The sequence below is a fragment of the Actinomycetota bacterium genome, assembly GCA_040905475.1.
GTDB lineage: Bacteria > Actinomycetota > AC-67 > AC-67 > AC-67 > DATFGK01.
The window spans coordinates 64,068-82,157 of the sequence record JBBDRM010000117.1 but is presented as its reverse complement, the minus strand read 5'-3'; the positions used below and the strand labels follow the sequence as shown (position 1 = coordinate 82,157).

At 67.8% G+C, this 18,090-nt stretch carries 19 protein-coding genes; 16 read left to right on the top strand and 3 right to left on the bottom strand.

All coding sequences use genetic code 11. The annotated features are described in order from the left end of the window. Window positions 1-28 precede the first annotated feature (28 nt). The 4 genes from WEB06_14220 to arsM all read left to right on the top strand — a co-directional run bounded on the left by WEB06_14220 (window position 29) and on the right by arsM (window position 3,150). The gene (locus WEB06_14220; GenBank protein MEX2556768.1) at window positions 29-970 is read left to right on the top strand and encodes an ABC transporter ATP-binding protein; all 942 of its coding nucleotides are present in this window, start codon (window positions 29-31) and stop codon (window positions 968-970) included. Further along, window positions 967-1,866, top strand: a complete 900-nt coding sequence (locus tag WEB06_14215; protein MEX2556767.1) for a hypothetical protein — start codon at window positions 967-969, stop codon at window positions 1,864-1,866. Before WEB06_14220 ends, WEB06_14215 begins: the two co-directional genes overlap by 4 nt. A 112-nt stretch (window positions 1,867-1,978) precedes the next feature. Further along, on the top strand, window positions 1,979-2,365 hold the full coding sequence (locus WEB06_14210; GenBank protein MEX2556766.1) for a metalloregulator ArsR/SmtB family transcription factor: 387 nt from the start codon (window positions 1,979-1,981) through the stop codon (window positions 2,363-2,365). Continuing rightward, window positions 2,362-3,150, top strand: a complete 789-nt coding sequence (gene arsM / locus WEB06_14205) for an arsenite methyltransferase (protein MEX2556765.1) — start codon at window positions 2,362-2,364, stop codon at window positions 3,148-3,150. The genes WEB06_14210 and arsM overlap by 4 nt, the downstream gene beginning before the upstream one ends. A gap of 45 nt (window positions 3,151-3,195) precedes the next feature. Here arsM and mug read toward each other — a convergent pair whose 3' ends face one another. Next, window positions 3,196-3,762, bottom strand: coding sequence for a G/U mismatch-specific DNA glycosylase (mug, locus tag WEB06_14200; GenBank protein ID MEX2556764.1), 567 nt, complete (start codon window positions 3,760-3,762; stop codon window positions 3,196-3,198). Between the two features lie 24 nt (window positions 3,763-3,786). On the opposite strand from mug, the gene WEB06_14195 reads away from it, so the two are divergent. After that, the gene (locus WEB06_14195) at window positions 3,787-4,620 is read left to right on the top strand and encodes a DNA-formamidopyrimidine glycosylase family protein (GenBank protein MEX2556763.1); all 834 of its coding nucleotides are present in this window, start codon (window positions 3,787-3,789) and stop codon (window positions 4,618-4,620) included. Here WEB06_14195 and WEB06_14190 read toward each other — a convergent pair. Further along, the gene (locus WEB06_14190) at window positions 4,585-5,115 is read right to left on the bottom strand and encodes a MarR family transcriptional regulator (GenBank protein ID MEX2556762.1); all 531 of its coding nucleotides are present in this window, start codon (window positions 5,113-5,115) and stop codon (window positions 4,585-4,587) included. The genes WEB06_14195 and WEB06_14190 overlap by 36 nt on opposite strands. 123 nt (window positions 5,116-5,238) lie before the next feature. Between WEB06_14190 and WEB06_14185 the strand changes: the two genes are divergently transcribed. The 6 genes from WEB06_14185 (at window position 5,239) to WEB06_14160 (ending at window position 10,836) form a co-directional block, all read left to right on the top strand. After that, window positions 5,239-5,817, top strand: a complete 579-nt coding sequence (locus WEB06_14185) for a YceI family protein (GenBank protein MEX2556761.1) — start codon at window positions 5,239-5,241, stop codon at window positions 5,815-5,817. A gap of 80 nt (window positions 5,818-5,897) precedes the next feature. Next, entirely contained in the window at window positions 5,898-6,806 is a 909-nt protein-coding gene (locus WEB06_14180; protein ID MEX2556760.1) for a haloalkane dehalogenase, read from the top strand. A gap of 6 nt (window positions 6,807-6,812) precedes the next feature. Next, a complete protein-coding gene (locus WEB06_14175) occupies window positions 6,813-7,604 on the top strand; it encodes a methyltransferase (GenBank protein ID MEX2556759.1) in 792 nt (263 codons plus the stop codon). Window positions 7,605-7,690: 86 nt separating this feature from the next. Then, on the top strand, window positions 7,691-8,791 hold the full coding sequence (locus tag WEB06_14170) for a M15 family metallopeptidase (GenBank protein MEX2556758.1): 1,101 nt from the start codon (window positions 7,691-7,693) through the stop codon (window positions 8,789-8,791). A 30-nt stretch (window positions 8,792-8,821) separates the two neighbouring features. After that, complete coding sequence (locus tag WEB06_14165; protein MEX2556757.1) at window positions 8,822-10,333, top strand: ATP-dependent DNA ligase; 1,512 nt, start codon at window positions 8,822-8,824, stop codon at window positions 10,331-10,333. After that, window positions 10,330-10,836 carry an N-acetyltransferase family protein gene (locus tag WEB06_14160; GenBank protein ID MEX2556756.1) on the top strand — a complete coding sequence of 169 codons (507 nt, stop codon included), beginning with the start codon at window positions 10,330-10,332 and terminating at the stop codon, window positions 10,834-10,836. The genes WEB06_14165 and WEB06_14160 overlap by 4 nt, the downstream gene beginning before the upstream one ends. Window positions 10,837-10,969: 133 nt before the next feature. Here WEB06_14160 and WEB06_14155 read toward each other — a convergent pair whose 3' ends face one another. Next, window positions 10,970-13,111: a hypothetical protein gene (locus WEB06_14155; GenBank protein ID MEX2556755.1), complete on the bottom strand. Its 2,142-nt coding sequence runs from the start codon at window positions 13,109-13,111 to the stop codon at window positions 10,970-10,972. 95 nt (window positions 13,112-13,206) lie between these two features. On the opposite strand from WEB06_14155, the gene WEB06_14150 reads away from it, so the two are divergent. The 5 genes from WEB06_14150 (at window position 13,207) to WEB06_14130 (ending at window position 18,090) form a co-directional block, all read left to right on the top strand. Then, window positions 13,207-13,830 carry a TetR/AcrR family transcriptional regulator gene (locus tag WEB06_14150; protein ID MEX2556754.1) on the top strand — a complete coding sequence of 208 codons (624 nt, stop codon included), beginning with the start codon at window positions 13,207-13,209 and terminating at the stop codon, window positions 13,828-13,830. A 72-nt stretch (window positions 13,831-13,902) separates the two neighbouring features. Further along, window positions 13,903-14,835, top strand: coding sequence for an acyl-CoA desaturase (locus tag WEB06_14145; protein MEX2556753.1), 933 nt, complete (start codon window positions 13,903-13,905; stop codon window positions 14,833-14,835). Window positions 14,836-14,984: 149 nt separating this feature from the next. Next, on the top strand, window positions 14,985-15,674 hold the full coding sequence (locus WEB06_14140) for a response regulator transcription factor (GenBank protein MEX2556752.1): 690 nt from the start codon (window positions 14,985-14,987) through the stop codon (window positions 15,672-15,674). Further along, on the top strand, window positions 15,671-15,973 hold the full coding sequence (locus WEB06_14135; protein MEX2556751.1) for an HPr-rel-A system PqqD family peptide chaperone: 303 nt from the start codon (window positions 15,671-15,673) through the stop codon (window positions 15,971-15,973). The genes WEB06_14140 and WEB06_14135 overlap by 4 nt, the downstream gene beginning before the upstream one ends. Before the next feature lie 278 nt (window positions 15,974-16,251). Beyond that, window positions 16,252-18,090, top strand: coding sequence for a nucleoside-diphosphate sugar epimerase/dehydratase (locus WEB06_14130; protein ID MEX2556750.1), 1,839 nt, complete (start codon window positions 16,252-16,254; stop codon window positions 18,088-18,090).

Below are 18,090 nucleotides of genomic sequence, written 5' to 3'. Positions count from 1 at the left end.
CGCCCCCTCCGCACCCGAGGAGCAGGCGATGGGCGCGATCATCGAGATCGAAGGACTGCGGAAGGAGTATCGCGGCCGCCGCGGCCGCACGGTCGCGGTCGCCGGACTCGATCTGTCCGTGCCCGAGGGAGGCGTCTACGGGTTCCTCGGTCCCAACGGCTCAGGCAAGACGACGACGATCCGATGCCTGCTCGGGCTGGTCCGGCCGACGGCCGGCCGCTGTCGCGTCATGGGAGTCAACGCGGACGGCCAGCTTCACCGCGTGATCGGCCGGATCGGTTCCATCGTGGAGGCGCCCGCACTCTTCCCGACCTTCACGGGTCGAAGGAATCTGATCCTGCTGGCCCGGCTGGATGGGATCGGCCCGCGCGCCGTGGACGCGGTTCTGGAACGAGTCGGCCTCGGCGATCGGGCGGATGATCTCGTCGATGCCTATTCCCTCGGCATGCGTCAACGTCTCGGGATAGCGGCGGCGCTGCTCAAGGACCCGGCGCTGGTCATGCTCGATGAGCCGGCGAACGGGCTCGACCCGGCCGGCATCGTCGAGGTGCGTGAATTGCTGCGCACGCTCGGCCGCGAAGGCCGGACCGTGTTCGTCTCGAGCCATCAGCTCGCCGAGGTTCAGAACACCTGCGACCGAGTCGCGATCCTGACTCGAGGGCGTGCCGTCGCCGCCGGGCCCGTGCGCGAGGTCCTCACGGCCGGACGCGGCGCGCGGCTCGTCGTCCGCCTCGCGAACCTCGAGAAGGGGGCGGATGTTCTGTGCGCTGCCGGGATCTCCGCCGCGGTGCGCGGCGATGAGATCCGGGTTGCGCTCGATGCGGACCAAGGGCCACGCGTGACGCGGATACTCGCCGATGCGGGCCTCTATCTCTCGGAGCTGCGACCCGACGAGGCCGACCTGGAGACGGTGTTCCTCGAACTGACCCGCGAGCCGGAAGCGCCGGTCGCCGAGGAGGTGCCGGCATGAAGCGCCTCTTCGGGGTCGAAGTAGCGCGGTTCCTGTCCCGACGCTCGGTGCGCTTCTTCGGCACCTTCCTCCTGTTGGTCGTGACCACCGCCGGCGTCCTTACCTTCGTGTTCTCCAACCGCGATCTGGCGGCGGCGACCGAGCGAGCGCGTATCGCCGCGACGAGCGACTATCAAGCCTGCCTGCGCGGCGAGTTCGGGCACGAAGAACTGCCTGCGGGCTTCGACCCGGCGAAGGCGTGCGCGGCGCCCGACCTCACGCAGATCACCGCGGACCCGCGATTCCACCTCACGTCGCTGCGGGACGTCCTCGGAGGCGCGAGTGCCGCGCTGGTGATGCTCGGGCTCGGCCTCGGTGCGTCGAGTTTCGGCGCGGAGTGGCACCATCGCACGATCGCGACGCTGCTCACCTGGGAGTCGCGCCGCGTGCGCGTCGCAGTTGCCAAGCTGGCGGCCGCGGCCGTCGTGGTGTTCATCGGCGTCCTCACGATCGAGGCGCTCCTCAGTTTCGCGCTGATCCCTGCAGCAGCGTTCCGTGGCACGACATCGGGTACCACCGCCCCGTGGCTCGCCGGAGTCATCGGGGTCGGGCTGCGTGGAGCCGCGCTCGGGGCGATGGGAGCCGTGCTCGGCGGCGCGATCGCAACCATGGTGCGCAACACTGCCTTGGCGCTCGGGATCTCGTTCGCGTGGCTGGCCGTTGTCGAGAACATGATCCGCGGTCTCAGGCCGGAGTGGGAGCCATGGCTGATCGGGAACAACGCCGCCTCCTTCGTCGCCCCCGGTGAGGAGGGAGCCGTTCGCTCGATGCTCGGCGGCGGTGTGTTGTTGGCTATCTACGCCGTGTTGATCGCAGCGCTCGCGACGCAGATCTTCAAGCGACGCGACGTCGCCTAGCGACCAAGCCTTCGGCCACGGGCTTCGCGCGGCTCCGCCGTTCGAGATATTGACGACCATCGATGGCTCCTTTATCATCCATCGATGTTCATCTATCTATGGAGGGATCGGCATGGCGGCGGTGACGCGGGATCGCCCGAAGCGGAAGCTGCGAGTGGTGCAGGAAGCCATGCGCCCGGCGGAGTGCTGTCCGGCGATCGCGGGAGGTCCCTTGCGGGAAGAGGAGGCCGCGGTCTCGGCCACACTGTTCAAGGCGTTGTCCGACCCGCACCGCGTTCGGATCGTGAATCTGCTGGCCACGAACCCGGATCCGGTCTGCGTCTGCGACATCACCGGCGCGTTCGGCTTGTCCCAGCCGACGGTGAGCTTCCATCTGAAGAAGCTCGTGCAAGCCGGCCTGCTCGACCGTGAGCAGCGCGGGGTCTGGGCGTACTACTCGCTCAACCACAGAGCGATGCAACAGCTGTCCGGCGTGTTTTCGACGGAGGGAGCGAAATGAGTGATGTGCGCGAAACGGTTCGCGATCACTACGCGAAGGCGGCGCTCGGCGTCGCGAACGAGGGATGCGGCTGCGGTGACGGTTGCGGCGCGTCCGGGAACTTCGGCTCTGGGCTGTACGAGAAGTCGGATCGCGACGCCCTCCCCGACGAGGCCGTCCTTGCCAGCCTCGGCTGCGGGAACCCGATCGCCGTGGCGGAGCTGAAGCCCGGCGAGGTCGTGCTCGATCTCGGCTCTGGCGGCGGGATCGACGTGCTGCTCTCCGCCGGACGGGTCGGACACGAAGGCAAGGTGTACGGGCTCGACATGACCGAGGAGATGCTCGCGCTCGCCGTCGCCAACCGCGACAAGGCCGGTGCGCGCAACGTCGAGTTCCTCAAGGGCTACATCGAGGACGTGCCGCTGCCCGCGAATACCGTGGACGTCGTCATCTCGAACTGCGTCATCAATCTCTCGCCGGACAAGGACCGCGTGTTCGCGGAGATCTTCCGCGTGCTCCGGCCCGGCGGTCGCGTCGGCGTCACCGACATCGTGGCCGAGGACCGGCTGAGCGCCGAGGAGCGCGCGGAGCGCGGCAGCTACGCGGGATGCATCGCGGGTGCGCTGTCGTTCTCCGAGGTCGAAGCGTCGCTCGAGCGTGCGGGGTTCTCCGACGTGAGCGTCACCTCGACGCATGTGGTCGCCGACGGGATCCACTCCACGATCATCAAGGCGTCGAAGCCGGCCGACGCTCCCGGCGCGCTCGCCGGCCGTGTGCTCGTTCAGGCGAAACGCGGCTGCTGCTGAACGACCCTGGTGGTCGTAGGCGCGCCAAAGACACTACTGGCGACGTCACCGCGAGGTGATGCTCGGCACGCGCGCGGCGAGGCACAAGCGACGGAATGCCGCGGTGAGCTCGGGGAGCTGATGGTGCGCGTTCAACCCGCTCGGGTTCGGCAGTAGCCATACCCCGGCGGTTCCGATCCGGTCCGGCTGCGGGCCGACGCTCGCGCCGGGCCGGCCGAACGCGGTCCGGTACGCACCGATCCCGAGGAACGCGACGAAGGCGGGCTCGTGCTTACGAACGAGCCGCTCCAGCCGGCGCGCACCTCGCCGCAACTCGTCGGCGTTCAGCTCTGCGGCCGACGCGGTCGCGCGTGCGACCAGGTTGGTGAGGCCCAAGCCGCGCTCCGCCAGCGTGGCGTCCTCGTCCGGCGAGAGCAGCCGCTCGGTGAAGCCAGACGCGTCGAGCGCCTTCCAGAAGCGGTTCCCCGGCCGGGCGAAATGATGGCCGGCGGCGGCCGAGTACAGGGACGGGTTGATCCCGACGAGCAGCACGCGCATGCCCGGCCCGACGACGTCTCGGATCGTGCGGCCGCGCGCGGCTGCGATCTGTGCGGAGGTCGGCCGTTCGCTCACGTCGGCGAACGATACAGTGGACCGATGCCCGAACTCCCAGAGGTGCAGGCACTCGCCGAGCGTCTCACCGACGCCGTCGGCGGCTCGGAGTTCGCCGGAGCGGTGCCGTTGCAGTTCTCCGCGCTGAAAACGGTCACCCCCGGCCCCGAGTCGCTCGAAGGTGTGCGGCTCGAGTTGGTCGGTCGCCGCGGCAAGTACCTCGTCCTCGAGTTCGGCGGACCAAGGATGCTCGTCCACCTCTCCCAGGGCGGCCGCATCGACGTCGAGGACCCGCCGAAGCAAACGAAACCGAGGGGTTCTGTCGTGCGGTTCCGGTTCGCCGATCGGCCTTCTGTGCTCGTGAAGGAGTTCGGCACCGAGCGCAAGGCCGGCTGGTGGGTCCTGGCCCCCGGGGACGACGGGCCGCTGCAGAAGCTCGGACCGGAGCCGGACTCGGAAGCGTTCGCGACGCTGGTGCGTACCGGGGACGACAAGCGACGCCTCCATACGATCCTTCGAGATCAGCGCACCGTCGCCGGCATCGGCCGCGGCTATTCCGACGACATACTTCACCGCGCGCGAGTGTCTCCGTACGCTTCGCTTGCGAGCATGACCGGAAACGATCGCGAGCGTGTGCTCGACGCGGTCGCGGAAATCATGGCCGAAGGGCTGGAAGCGGAACGCAAGCGCTCGGGCGGGCTGCCGACCAAGATCGGCGACCACTTCACCGTTCACGGCAAGTACGGGTTCCCTTGTCCACGGTGCGGCGCGGACCTGCGGCGCGTGAGCTACGAGTCGCACGAGGTGACGTACTGCCCGGCCTGTCAGACGGGCGGGAAGGTCCTAGCCGACCGGCGCCTCTCGCGGCTCGTCCGCTGAGGCGAGCTGCTCGACGCTGGGACACGTCGGCACGAACCCGTGCGCGTCGAGCACCTTCTGCAGCGTCGTTCGAAGCATGTTCAGCTCGCCCGGCGTGAGGTGGTTCGTGAACCGTTCGGCGAGGCTGTCCAGGTGCCGGGGGAGTGCGGCGCGGAGCGCCTCGCGTCCCTCCGGGGTCACCACCGCATACACGGCTCGCCGGTCGGTCGGACACGCGGCCCGGGTGACGAGGCCCGCCGCCTCCATCCGATCGACCAGTCGCGTTACCCCGCTCTTCGACAGCAGGACCGAGTGGGCCAGCTCCTGCATCTTCAAGCGGCTGTCGGGCGCGGACGTCAGCTGAACGAGCACCTCGAACCAGCCGAGCGGCATGCCTTGCGAGGCCATCAGATCGGCCTCCAGTAAGTCGAGCAATAGCGAGTTGGCCTGCACAAGCGTCAGCCACGCCGACAGGCCAGGATCCGCTGAGCTGCGATCTTGCGTCTTGAGGCTCATGGAAAAGATTCTATCGTTCAATAGTTGACAGTGCAACGACTTCTGAGATATAGTTGCCTTAACAACGATTGAACGTGCAAGAAAGCCGGGAGGCGACGGGTGCCCGAAGAAGGAGGGAACGCGATGACGAATCAGGCAGCAGCACTACACGAGCTAGATGGGATCGAACTGCCCCAGCCGGGCGTCTGGGAGATCGACCAGGCCCACTCCAGCGTCGAGTTCGTCGCCCGCCACCTGATGGTGGCCAAGGTGCGAGGGCGCTTCGAGGGGTTCCAGGGCTCCGTGACCATCGGAGTCCACCCGGGACAGTCGGCGGTCAACGCCACCATCGACGCCGCGACGATCAACACGGCGAACGAGCAGCGCGACGGGCATCTCCGGTCGCCGGATTTCCTCGACGTCGAGAACTTCCCGACGCTGCGATTCCGCAGCACCTCGGTGAAGCAGAACGGCGGGTCTTCGCTGTTGATGAGCGGCGACCTGACGATCAAGGACGTCACGAAGCCCGTGGACCTCGAGGTGACCTTCGAAGGCGTCGCGTCCGACCCGTTCGGCAACGCCAAGGCGGTCTTCTCGGCCGAGACCGAGATCGACCGTGAGGAGTTCGGTATCACCTGGAACCAGGCGCTCGAGACCGGCGGGGTCCTCGTCGGCAAGCGCGTCAAGATCCAGCTCGAGATCTCGACGGTCCTGCAGGCCTAACGAACGGATCATCAAGGGGTCGGCCTGAGGGCCGGCCCCTTTTACCGTTCGCGTGGCTCTGCGCGCTAGCATCGCCGGCCATGAAGATCCTTCGGACGCCGGACGACCGGTTCGCGAACCTCCCCGGCTACCCGTTCGAGCCGAACTACATCGAGATCGGTGCCGGGCTCCGGATGCATTATGTGGACGAGGGCCCACGCGACGCCGATCCCGTCCTGATGCTGCACGGCGAGCCGTCGTGGTCGTACCTGTACCGCAAGATGATCCCGGTGATCGCCGGAGCAGGCTTCCGCGCGATCGCGCCCGACCTGATCGGCTTCGGCCGCTCAGACAAGCCGACGGAGCGCTCCGACTACTCGTACCAGTCGCACATGGACTGGCTGCATGCGTTCCTCGAGGGTCTCGAACTCCGGCGCACGACCTTCTTCGGGCAGGACTGGGGCGGACTGCTCGGGCTCCGGCTCGTGGCCGAAGCTCCCGATCGCTTCGATCGTGTGGTCGCCTCCAACACCTTTCTTCCCACCGGCGATCGCGACCTCGGCGAGGCGTTCCACGCGTGGCGGAAGTTCTCGCAGGAGAGCCCGAAGTTCCCGATCGGGTTCATCGTCAAGGGCGGATGCGCCAGCGACGTCTCACAGGATGTCGTCGACGCCTACGACGCGCCGTTCCCCGACGACACCTACAAAGCAGGCGGACGTCAGTTCCCCATGCTCGTGCCGAGCTCGCCCGACGACCCCGCCGCCCCGGCGAACCGCAAAGCCTGGGAAGTCCTTCAGACCTGGGACAAGCCCTTCCTGACGGCGTTCGGTGACTCGGACCCGATCACGCGCGGCGCCGAGCGTGTGCTTCAAGAGCTGATCCCGGGGGCGAAGGGACAGCCGCACGCCACGATCTCCAACGCCGGTCATTTCCTTCAAGAAGACAAAGGCGAAGAGCTCGCGGAGATCGTCCTGGCTTTCATGCGCGACACGGGCGCCCGTTCCGGCTGAGCCGCCATGAGCCGCGCGGCCGTCGCCTGGGCTGAAGCCCTGGCCTCGTGGGCGATCCCGCCCGAGATCATCGCCCAAGCCCCTGAGGATCCGTGGGCCTACCCCGTCGGACACTTCGTGCGCGCCGCGGAGGAGGCGCTCGTGCGCGAGACGCCGTCGCTCCGGCGGGCGCTCGAAGCGCTGCCGGTCGGCGGCTCCGTACTCGATGTGGGCTGCGGCGCCGGCGCCGCGAGCCTCCCACTCGCACCGCCGGCTTCGTCGCTGACCGGCGTGGATCAGAGCGAAGAGATGCTCCACGCGTTCGCGGGGCGGGCGGCGGCGCTCGGGGTCGCGCACGAAGAGATCCAGGGTCGCTGGCCCGACGTCTCGGACCGGATCCTCGGAGCCGTCGACGTCGTCGTGTGCCATCACGTTCTCTACAACGTCCCCGATCTCGCCCGGTTCGCCGAGGCGCTGAACCGCCACGCCCAGCGCAGGGTCGTGGTCGAGCTGACCGCCGAGCATCCCCGATCGTGGGAGAGTCCGTTGTGGCGCGAGCTCCACCGCATCGAGCGCCCGCTTCGGCCGACCGCCGACGACGCCGTCGAGGTCCTCTCCGAGCTTGGACTTTCGGTGTCGATCGATCGGTGGACGCGCGCGCCGTCCTTTTCGGCTGCGGCACACGACGAGCTCGTCTCGATGGTGCGGGTCGATCTGTGCCTGAGCGCCGACCGCGACGCCGAGATCGCGCGCGTCCTCGAGGCGCACCCGCCGCCGCGGGAGCGCGGTATCGTCACGCTTTGGTGGGACCTACGCTGATCCCCCTGGAGGCGTGGTCCTAGATCGCATCCTCGCGACCTCGGTGTGACGCCGAGGGACGATCTGGGTAGGTTTTGCCTATCCCCATGCGCCCAACATCAGTACGAGCACGCATTGCCTCGCGCATCGCGCTGGGCTGCGTCCTGCTCGCGGTCGCCGCTTGCGGCGGCCGGTTCGATCGCACCGCGACGCCGGCGACGCTGCTGAGGGTGGACGTTCCCTCCGGCGCATCGCGTGCCGTACTCTCCGGCGTTCGCTCCATCGCAGGGGTCGCGCGCGTCGCGGGGTTCGCGCTCGTCGACGTGCGGGTAACCACGCCGGCGAAGACCTCGATCAAGCTCGCCGTGGTCGATCCCGTCGAGGTCGAAGCGCTCACCGCGTCGGTCGCCGCGGGTGGATCTGCGTCGCAGGCGGGCTTGCGTGACGGCCGGCTGCTGATGTCCGCCGCGGATCGAGCGCACCTGGGCGTAACTGAGGGTGGCGTCGTGAAGCTGCGCGACGCGCGCGGGGCGGCGCACACCGTCCCGGTCGCGGACCTATCCGACGAGCTGACGGGAACCGGCGCCGTCGGCGTCATGGCGCGTGACCGCGTCCCTTGGCTCGAGACCGGCCGTCCGACGATGCTCTTCGTAGCCGTCGCGCCGGAGGCCGACCCGAGCGCGACGGCGACCGCGCTGGCTTCGAAGCTCAACACGCAGGTGAACGTTGCCGGCGGCCGGCCCTCGTTCCTCACCGGGCGCGCGTCCTCTCAGCTGTTCGGTTCCTTCAGCTACGTGGTCAACGGCGACGGGACGATCCAACAAGATCCGAACTGGGTGCGCCGCTACATCGTGCGGGCGCGCGTTCCGATCTTCGGGACGGTGACGTGCCACCGGATGATGATCTCGCAGCTCGCTGCCGCGCTCGGCGAGGTCCACCGCCTCGGCCTTGCATCGGCGATCGACCTCGACCAGTACGGCGGCTGCTACGTCGCGCGCAAGATCCTCTGGGATCCCGCGAATCCGGTCTCGATGCACGCCTGGGGACTCGCGGTCGACTTCAACGTCGCCGGCAACAAGTACGGCGCCCGGCCCACGATGCATCCTCGCATCGTCGAGATCTTCCGGCGCTGGGGCTTCCGCTGGGGCGGGAACTGGCAAACGCCGGACGGGATGCACTTCGAGCTGGCCGGGCTTATCCGACGCTAGCCGTCCTCGCCGCGTGCGAGGATTACCGCCATGCTCCTCTCGGAGATCGTTGCCGCTGCCGACGCGGTAGCGGCCACAGCCTCGCGCAATCAAAAGGTCGCGCTTCTGGCGGACCTCCTGCGAAGCGTTCCGGCTGAGGAGATCCCCGCCGCGGTCGGATTCCTTTCCGGCGAGCCGCGACAAGGCCGCGTCGGCATCGGCTGGGCGACGGCGTGGCGCGCGGAGTCGGCGCGTCCCGCGAGGCAGGCGACGCTGACGACCGCCGACCTGGACGCTTTCTTCGATCGGATCCTCGAGACGATCGGCAAAGGTTCCACGAAAGCACGTTCCGATCTGGTCGCGGACCTGCTCCGCCGGGCGACCGCGCCGGAGATCGATTTCATCCGCCGCCTGTTCGTCGGCGAGATGCGACACGGCGCCCTCGAGGGTGTCGTCGCCGAATCCGTCGCGAAGGCGGCCGATGTGCCGTCGGCGGCGGTGCGTCGCGCGGCCATGTTGTCGGGCGATCTGGGCCGGACGGCGGCGGTCGCGTTGACCGACGGCGAAGCCGGGCTCGGCGCGATCGGGCTCGAGGTGCTGCGGCCTGTCCAGCCGATGCTCGCCTCCACCGCCGACGATCCGGCCGCTGCGCTCGCGATCACCGGCCTCGCGTCGGTCGAGTGGAAGCTCGACGGGATACGCATCCAGGTGCATCGCTCCGGCGACGCGGTACGCGCGTTCACCCGCAACCTCAACGACGTCACCGACCGGATGCCCGAGGTCGCCGACCTCGTCCGCTCCATGCCCGAGAAGACGCTCGTGCTCGACGGCGAAGCGATCGTGCTCGACCCCGACGAGCGGCCGCACCTGTTCCAAGAGACGATGAGCCGGGTCGGTCGCCGGAGCGGCGCACACGAAGCGGTACTCGCTCCCTGGTTCTTCGACGTGCTGGTCGCCGGGGACGAACAACTGCTCGACGCGCCGCTGTCCGAGCGTCGCGCGGCGTTGGAGCGCGTGGCGGGGGAGTGGCGGGTCCCGTCGATCCTCACCGAGGACGCCGAGGAGGCGCAGCGGTTCCTCGACTCGGCGATCGAGGCCGGGCACGAAGGCCTGATGGTCAAGGCCATCGGCTCCACCTACCAAGCGGGTCGTCGCGGGAAGTCGTGGATCAAGGTGAAGCCGGCGAAGACGCTCGATCTCGTGGTGCTGGCGGCAGAGTGGGGGCACGGCCGGCGGCGCGGGTGGCTCTCGAACCTGCACCTCGGCGCGCGCGATCCCGACGGCGGGTTCGTGATGGTCGGCAAGACGTTCAAGGGCATGACCGACGAGACGCTCGCCCGGCAGACCGCGCGCTTCCAAGAGATCGAGTCTTCGCGCGAGGAGATAACCGTGTGGGTCCGTCCCGAGGTCGTCGCCGAGATCGAGCTCGACGGCGTGCAGTCGTCGAGGAAGTATCCCGGCGGCGTCGCGCTGCGGTTCGCGCGGCTGAAGCGCTACCGGCCCGACAAGAGCCCCGCCGACGCCGATACCATCGACGCCGTGCGAGCCCTTCTTCCAAGATGACCGCGCCGCTGATCGTTCGCTCCTGCGTCGAGGCCGACCTCGAGCAGCTCAACGAGATCTACAACCATTACGTCGCAACGTCGGCGGCGACGTTCGATCTCGACCCGATCCCGATGGACGTCCGGAAGGAATGGTTCTCCAAGTACGGGGAGACGGGCCCGCATCGGCTCTTCGTCGCGGTCGAGGACGACACGGTGCTCGGCTACGCCGACTCGCACCAGGTCCGCGTCAAGCCCGCGTACATCACCTCGGTGGAGACGAGCGTCTACCTCCTCCCGGTCGCCACCGGCCGCGGGATCGGTACCGCGCTCTACGAGGCCCTCTTCGCCGCTCTTGCGACCGAGGACGTCCACCGCGCGTACGCGGCGGTCACCGACATCCCGAACCCTGCGTCGGTCGCGCTGCACGAGCGCTTCGATTTCCATCCGGTCGGAACGTTCCACGAGCAGGGCCGCAAGTTCGGCCGCTACTGGGACGTCGCGTGGTTCGAGAAAGAGCTCTGACCGGGTGCCCGAGCGCCGGGTACCGGCCGGTGCTGCACCCAACTGTCGGTGCCTGACACGCCTGACACGCCTGACACGCCTGACACGCCTGACACGCCTGACACGTCAGGCACGTCAGGCACGTGCGAGAGACCTACGGCCCGATCCAGCCGTCCAGGTAGCAGGGCGCCGTGCCGCACACCGCCGGCAACCAGCCGAGCGGGCTGAGGAAGGACGCGATCGCGAGGTAGCCGTCCGGCTGCTCGCTCCAGTCCGGTCCGTGCGGGTCGACGCCGGTGCGGTTCGCGTTGTTCTCGAGCGGCGGCGGGGTGGTGCCTTTCTCCTCGCCGTCCTCGATGCGGAGCGGCCCGATCTCACTCACCACCATCGCGTTGCCGGCGAACGGATACGAGCCGATCACCGGGATCCCCCAGTACGCGTTCGCGCCGGCCGGGTGCCGTCCGGGGTCGACCGCCGGCATGCGCATGGAGGCGCCGACCGTTCGCGCCATGACGTCGGTCGCCCAGTTCGTCACCTGATGGTCGCCGAACGCCGGCGTGAGCAGAACGCGATGTGCCGGAGTGTTCGGGTACGGATCGTCGGTCATGTGATGCGCGTAGCCGTTCGCCTCGGCGCGATCCCAAAGCGTCTGGATGAGCGAGAAGATCAGCTGTCGCTCGACCGGCTTCGGGTACGCGCGGTACATGATCTGCGCGAAGACGTCGAAGTCGATGCTGCGATTCAGCAGCGTCGAGTAGTTCATCCCCGGCACACCGAGGTGCGCCTGCGTGAAGTCGGGCGCCACCGCGGTTAGCGAACCCCCGATGATCCCGCCCTGGCTGCCGCCGTTGTAGTACAGGCGCGAGACGTCGATCGCGCATGAGCCGTTGACCTGGAATGCCGGGTCGGCGCAGAACCCTTGCGGGTGGATCATCGCGCGCCCCAGGTACAGGAAGTTGAGCATCCCCTGCTGCGTCCGGTCGGCGAGCGACGAGAAGCGGCCGAGTTCTGCGAGCAGTGCGGCGTCGTTGGGGAGATCCTCGCTTGCCATCCCGCTCCAGTCCGTCGCGCAGAACATCAGCCCGAACTGCGCGAGGTCGTAGAGCTTGCCGGTGTTGACCTGCGACGCCTCGCCGAGCAAGCCGTGCCCGTACAGCGACGGCCGGAACTTCTGGCCTTGGAGCGCGCCGGCGGGGATGTTGCACACGAAGGTCGCGGCCATGACGTTCCCGGGGATGCGAAGCGGCAGCGACGCCCCGAGATCCGGATACAGGAACCGCGACCCCGGCGGGCAGCCGGGAAGGTTCAGGTAGCACGGCACGATGATCCTGCCCTCGACGCGGCGCGCGAGCCGCGCGTCGAGCTCCTCCGGCGGATCGCACGACACCGGCGGGACGTCGATGTCGACCGAGGGGCGGCACGGCAGCAGGCTCGTGATCGTGTCGACGATGAACTGCGGCGACGATCCTTGCACGACGAGGTCGGAGAGGTCCGTGTCACCGAGTTCCTCGAACGCGTCGTCGCGGATGTGCAGCATTCGCTCCGAGAGGTTGCGCTCGCTCGCCACCGTGAAGTCCCACGCGAGGTACAGGTCGCTCTTCGCGATCCCCGCCTGCGACAGCGTGGCGAAGATCGCGTTCATCTGCGCTTGCCGCGACGCTGCGCCGGTTCCACTCTTAAACGCAGCGAACGGCGCCTGCGCGCTCAATGGAGCGCCGAGAGAGTCCTTCAGGAACCGGAGCGTGACGACGTAGCGGTGTCCCTCGGCGAAGTTCACGGCGGGACGCACGAGCAGCGTCGTGTCTCTCGACGCCGGCGGTTTCCCGTTCAGTCCGACCGCGCGGTCGAGCTCGACCCAGATCGGATGACGCTGTCCCGTCGACGCATCGAGCACGACCACCGGGGCAGCGGGGTCGGCGTAGCGCGCGAGGTCGGTCAGCCCGACGGGGTTGGTGTTCGCCAGTGCGGCCGGCGTGTCGAGCCCCGGCACCCTGGTCACGATCAGGGCGCCGGGCGAGAAGCCGTCGTTGCGGTTGATGTCGGTCGGGTCGATCGGCACACCGGCGACGTTGCGTGGCATCGCGAGGAGATTCAGATCCAGGCGTCGACCCGTATCGGTGCTCGTGTCGGGAGTCGTGAAGAGATCGTTCGGCCACGGGAGCAGGCACGCCTGGGGGTCGATGGGGTCGCAGATCCCTGCGGCCTCTCCGACGGGAGCGATCGCATCTCGTGCCGGCGCAGGCAGGAACGTTATGGAAAGGACCAGCGTCAGGAGCGCGGCAAACGAGCGGGACATCGGGGACATGCCGAACGGATTCGTCGCACGGTGCCCCGCCTCCTCCCAAGAGGCGCGGATCCTCGTTCCGGTCGTGGTGTCGTACGCTTTGGCCTATGGGGAACGACGGAGGTCGCGTCCGGCTGACCGGCGCCGCCCGGCGCGCGCAACTCGTCGAGGTCGGCCGCGCCGTGTTCGCCGAGCGCGGCTACGAGGCCGCCTCGGTGGAAGAGATCGCCGAGCGCGCGAAGGTCTCCAAGCCGATCGTCTACGAGCACTTCGGGGGCAAAGAAGGCCTCTACGCCGTCATCGTCGATCGCGAGATCCAGACGATCATCGATCGGATCAGCCTCGCGATCTCCTCGGGATCACCCCGCGAGCGCATCGAGCGTGCGGCGGTCGCGTTCCTCGCCTACGTCGAAGAGGAGCCGCACGGGTTCACCGTCCTCTCCCGCGACGCGCCCGGCCGGATGTCGAGTCTCCTCAACGAGCTTGCCGATCGCGTCGGCCAGATCTTCACCGCCGAGTTCAAGCGCGCCGGCTACGACTCGAAAGCCGCGCCCATCTACGCCAATGCGCTGATCGGCATGGTCGCATTCGTGGGGCAGTGGTGGACCGAGGTTCGCAAGCCGTCCGTTGAGACGGTCGCGAGCCACGTCGCTGCCCTCGCCTGGATGGGGCTGCGGCACTTGCCGAAGAAGCCCGACCGGCTCCGCCCGCCTCGCGACGACAAGGATTGACCGAGACGCGCAGGGGCGTTAGAGTCCCTACGGTTACGTAAGCGTAACTTAACGCGTCGGAGGGGACCTGCGATGGCCGTCACCGGAGTTCTCGATTCGAAAACGTCACGCCCGATCCCCGGCCGGATACGGCTCAGCGAGCGCGAGCTGCGATTCCATCGCAACGCGCTGCTGCTGGTCAGCCTGATCCCGCTCGCAGGCGTTGGGGTCGCGATCTGGCTGCTCTGGGGCCACGGCCTCAGCGGGGTGGACGCCGCGATATTCGGCGGCCTCTACGCGCTCACCGGTCTCGGCATCACGTCCGGCTTCCATCGACTGTTCGCGCACAAGGGATACCAGGCGTCGAAGCCCGTGCGCGTCGTGCTCGCGATCGCCGGCTCGATGGCGATCGAGATGGGGGTGATCGGCTGGGTGGCCACCCACCGCCGCCACCACGCTTTCTCCGATCAGCCGGGCGATCCGCACTCGCCGCATCTCCAGGCCGAGCAGGGCTACAAGGGGATCCTCAAGGGCCTCTGGTACGCGCACATGGGCTGGATGTTCTCGGACGACCGCACCGCCCCCGAGCGCTGGGCGCCGGACCTCTTGAAAGACAAGCCGATCCGCGCGATCGACCGGCAGTTCCCGTTCTGGGTGGCCGTTTCGTTCGTTCTCCCTGCACTCCTGGGGCTCGTGATCACGCAAAGTTTCGTCGGGACGCTCACTGCATTCGTGTGGGGCGGGCTCGTGCGGATCTTCTTGCTGCACCACGTGACGTTCAGCATCAACTCGGTGTGCCACTACTTCGGGTCACGGCCGTATCCCACCAAGGAACGCAGCACGAACAACTGGTTGCTCGCCATCGCGTCGTTCGGCGAGTCGTGGCATAACAACCACCACGCGTTCCCATCGAGCGCGATCTTCGGACGCCGCTACTGGCAAGTGGACCTGGGCGGCATCCTTATACGCACGCTTCAATTGACCGGCCTCGCGCGAAAGGTTCGGAAAGATCCCGAGCCCGCGTAGTCCCGCTGCTCCTCGGGCTGACCGGCACCGGACGGTCACCTATGGTGACGAATCCTCCATCGGGAGCGGCGAACTCCTCCGATGGCGGTATCGCGAATACGGCGCCGGGCGCACGCGGAGTCCCGGATCCACCCGTAGCCTGAGGTTCGATGGAACCCGGCGACCAGCCACGCATACGCATCCTGCTCGCGGACGAGCAGTCGCTCTTCCGCGAGGCGGTTCGGGTCGTGCTCGAGAGCCAGCCGGACCTGGAAGTCGTCTCTGAGGCAGGAGACGGCTTGCAGGCGGCGCTCGAAGCCGAGCGGACGCGGCCAGACGTGGCGTTGGTCGACGTGAACCTGCCGAACGCCGACGGCGTTCACATAACACCCCTGATCCTCGAGCGCCGGCCGGGATGCAAGGTGGTCGTGCTGGCCGACGCAGAGGATCACGAGCTCTTGATCGAGGCGCTGGAAGCGGGAGCGAGTGGCTTCCTTACGAAAGGGTCTCCGCTCTCCGAACTGATCGACGCCGCCCGGCGCGTTCAGCGCGGTGAGGTGCTCATCCCGCCGCGGCTCCTGGGTCCTCTCCTCGGGCGATTGATCCGGCGCCGTCGCGAGCAAGACCAGGCCTACCGTCAGATGTCGAAGCTCACGAAGCGCGAGAAGGAGATCCTCGGGCTCCTATCGGACGGCGCCGATAACAACGCCATAGCGCAGGCTCTCGTGATCAGTCCCGGTACCGCACGCACGCACGTCCAGAACGTGTTGAGCAAGCTCGGGGTCCATTCGCGACTCGAGGCAGCCGCATTCGTCATCCGCAACGGCATCCGCGACGAGCTCCAGGAGGCGACACGATGACACAGCTCGCCGGCCTCCGACCCCTTCGGAAAGAGGGCCTCTTCCTGCGTCAAGCCAAGGGAGAGAACGCTGTGTACGACCCCGCCTCAGGCAAGGTGCACCTTCTCAACGCGACCGCATGGGCGATCTGGGACCTGTGCGACGGCGATACCGATCCCGAAGAGATGATCGACGCGATCTGCGAGATCAGCCGGATGCACCGGGACTTGGTCAGCGAGGACGTGCGCCGGGTCCTTAAGGAGTTCGACGAAGCCGGCCTCCTCGTCTGGTTGACGGAGGCTCAGGTCCCACCTACCTAGGGCGCACGACGTACGGAATCTATGGTCCGTTCGTCGCCAGTTCATAAACCCACTCTCCCAGCAGGGAAGGCCGTTCCGGCGGAATCTGCGGTCTACCCGGGGATACCGGTAAACCCAGTAGCGCACCTACGTAAGAGAACGTAGAGAAGTTACGCACCGCGTTCGTTGAGTGACACGCTCCGTGGCCTCTAAGATGCGCACGTCGCACGACTCGGCGGCGGGGGAAATCGGGGGTCACGCTGTTCTCATCGAGAAAGTCAGTCGGCACCGGCTTGCCCATGAGCATCGTCCGCTTCGTGCGGAGGGATGTTCCGCTCGCGCTTCTGGACATCGTCGCGCTCCTGGCCGCGTACCTCACTCCGCTCGTTTTTCGCTTCGAAGGGGCCGTTCCAGACCGGTTCTGGCGCGGTTTCTGGACCCTCGCGCCGTTCATCATCGTCCTTCACGTAGCCTCGAACTACCTCTTCGGTCTGTACGGGCAGATGTGGCGCTACGCGAGCGTCCAGGAAGCGCGACGCGTGGTGCTCGCCGGCGGAAGCGGTGGTTTCATGGTCATCGCCGCAGGGGCCGTGATCGCTCGTGGCAACCGGCCGCTGCCGCTCTCCGTGATCGCGCTAGGGGCCGTCTTCTCGATCATGGCCTTCGGGGCCATCCGGTTCCAGAGTCGCCTGTTCTCGGTGCGGAGGCGGTCGGCGATGACCGAGCACAAGCGGGTGCTCATCGTGGGTGCCGGCGACGCCGGCTCGATGCTTCTCAAGGACATCCAGCGCAACCCCTCGATGGGTCTCGAGCCGGTCGGCCTCATCGACGACGACGTGACCAAGATCGGGCGCGCCCTCAACGGCGTTCCGGTGCTCGGCGCCCGCGCGATGATCCCTGCGTTGGTGCCAAAGCTCAAGGCCGATCAAGTTCTTCTCGCCATCCCCTCTGCGACGAGCGACGTGGTCCGCGACATCGCAGCGCTTTCCGAAGAAGCCGACGTTCCACTTCGTGTTCTCCCGACCGTACGCGAAACGGTCGGCGGCCGGGTCGCAGCGCGCGATATCCGGGACCTCCGCATCGAAGATCTCCTTGGCCGCCAGCAGGTCGAGTCGGACCTCGGTTCGGTTCGGGCTATCCTCGAGGGTCGGCGGGTTCTTATCACCGGCGCCGGCGGCTCCATCGGCTCCGAGATCGTTCGGCAGGTGCTGCAGTTCGACCCGGCCGAGGTGGTTCTGCTGGACCACGACGAGACGCATCTGCACGACCTCGTCTCGGAGATCGGCGCATCGGAGAAACTCCACACAGCTCTCGCCGACGTGCGCGACTTCGACCGGATCCTTTCGGTCTTCGCGCGTCATCGTCCCGAAGTCGTCTTCCACGCGGCCGCCCACAAGCACGTTCCGATGCTCGAGCTTCACCCTGAGGAGGCTGTTCGGACCAACGTCGCCGGGACCGGCTCGGTCGTGGACGCCGCGGTGGCCACCGGCGTCGGCCGTTTCGTCCTGATCTCCACCGATAAGGCAATCCGGCCGGTCAGCGTCATGGGCGCGTCCAAGCGCATCGCCGAGGAGCTCGTGCGCACCGTTCAGGGCCGACGCGTCGTCTTCTGCGCGGTTCGCTTCGGGAACGTCCTCGGAAGCCGTGGAAGCGTTATCCCGACTTTCCTGCGACAGATCGCCCGTGGCGGCCCCGTCACCGTGACCGATTCATCGATGACCCGTTACTTCATGAGCGTGGACGAATCGGTGCAGCTCGTTCTGCAAGCGGCCGCTCTCGCCGAGGGGGGCGAGGTGTTCACCCTGGATATGGGGGAGCCCGTGAACATCCTCGACCTCGCGCGCAAAGTCGTCCGGCTCTCGGGACACGTGCCGGGGAAGGACGTCGAGATCTCGATCATCGGACCCAGACCCGGCGAGAAGTTGACCGAAGACATCATGGATGAGTGCGAAGCGGTTCTTCCGAGCGGCCACCCGAAGATCGTCGTTTCGCGGCCGCCGCTTCCGCATCCCGCAACGCTGCGGCAAGCTCTTCGCGAGCTCGAGGACCTGATCGCACACGGGGACGCCGATCGTCTTGCCGAGCGCCTCAAGGCGCTCGCCGACGGCGCCCTTCGCACCGTCGACGCGGGTGCTTGA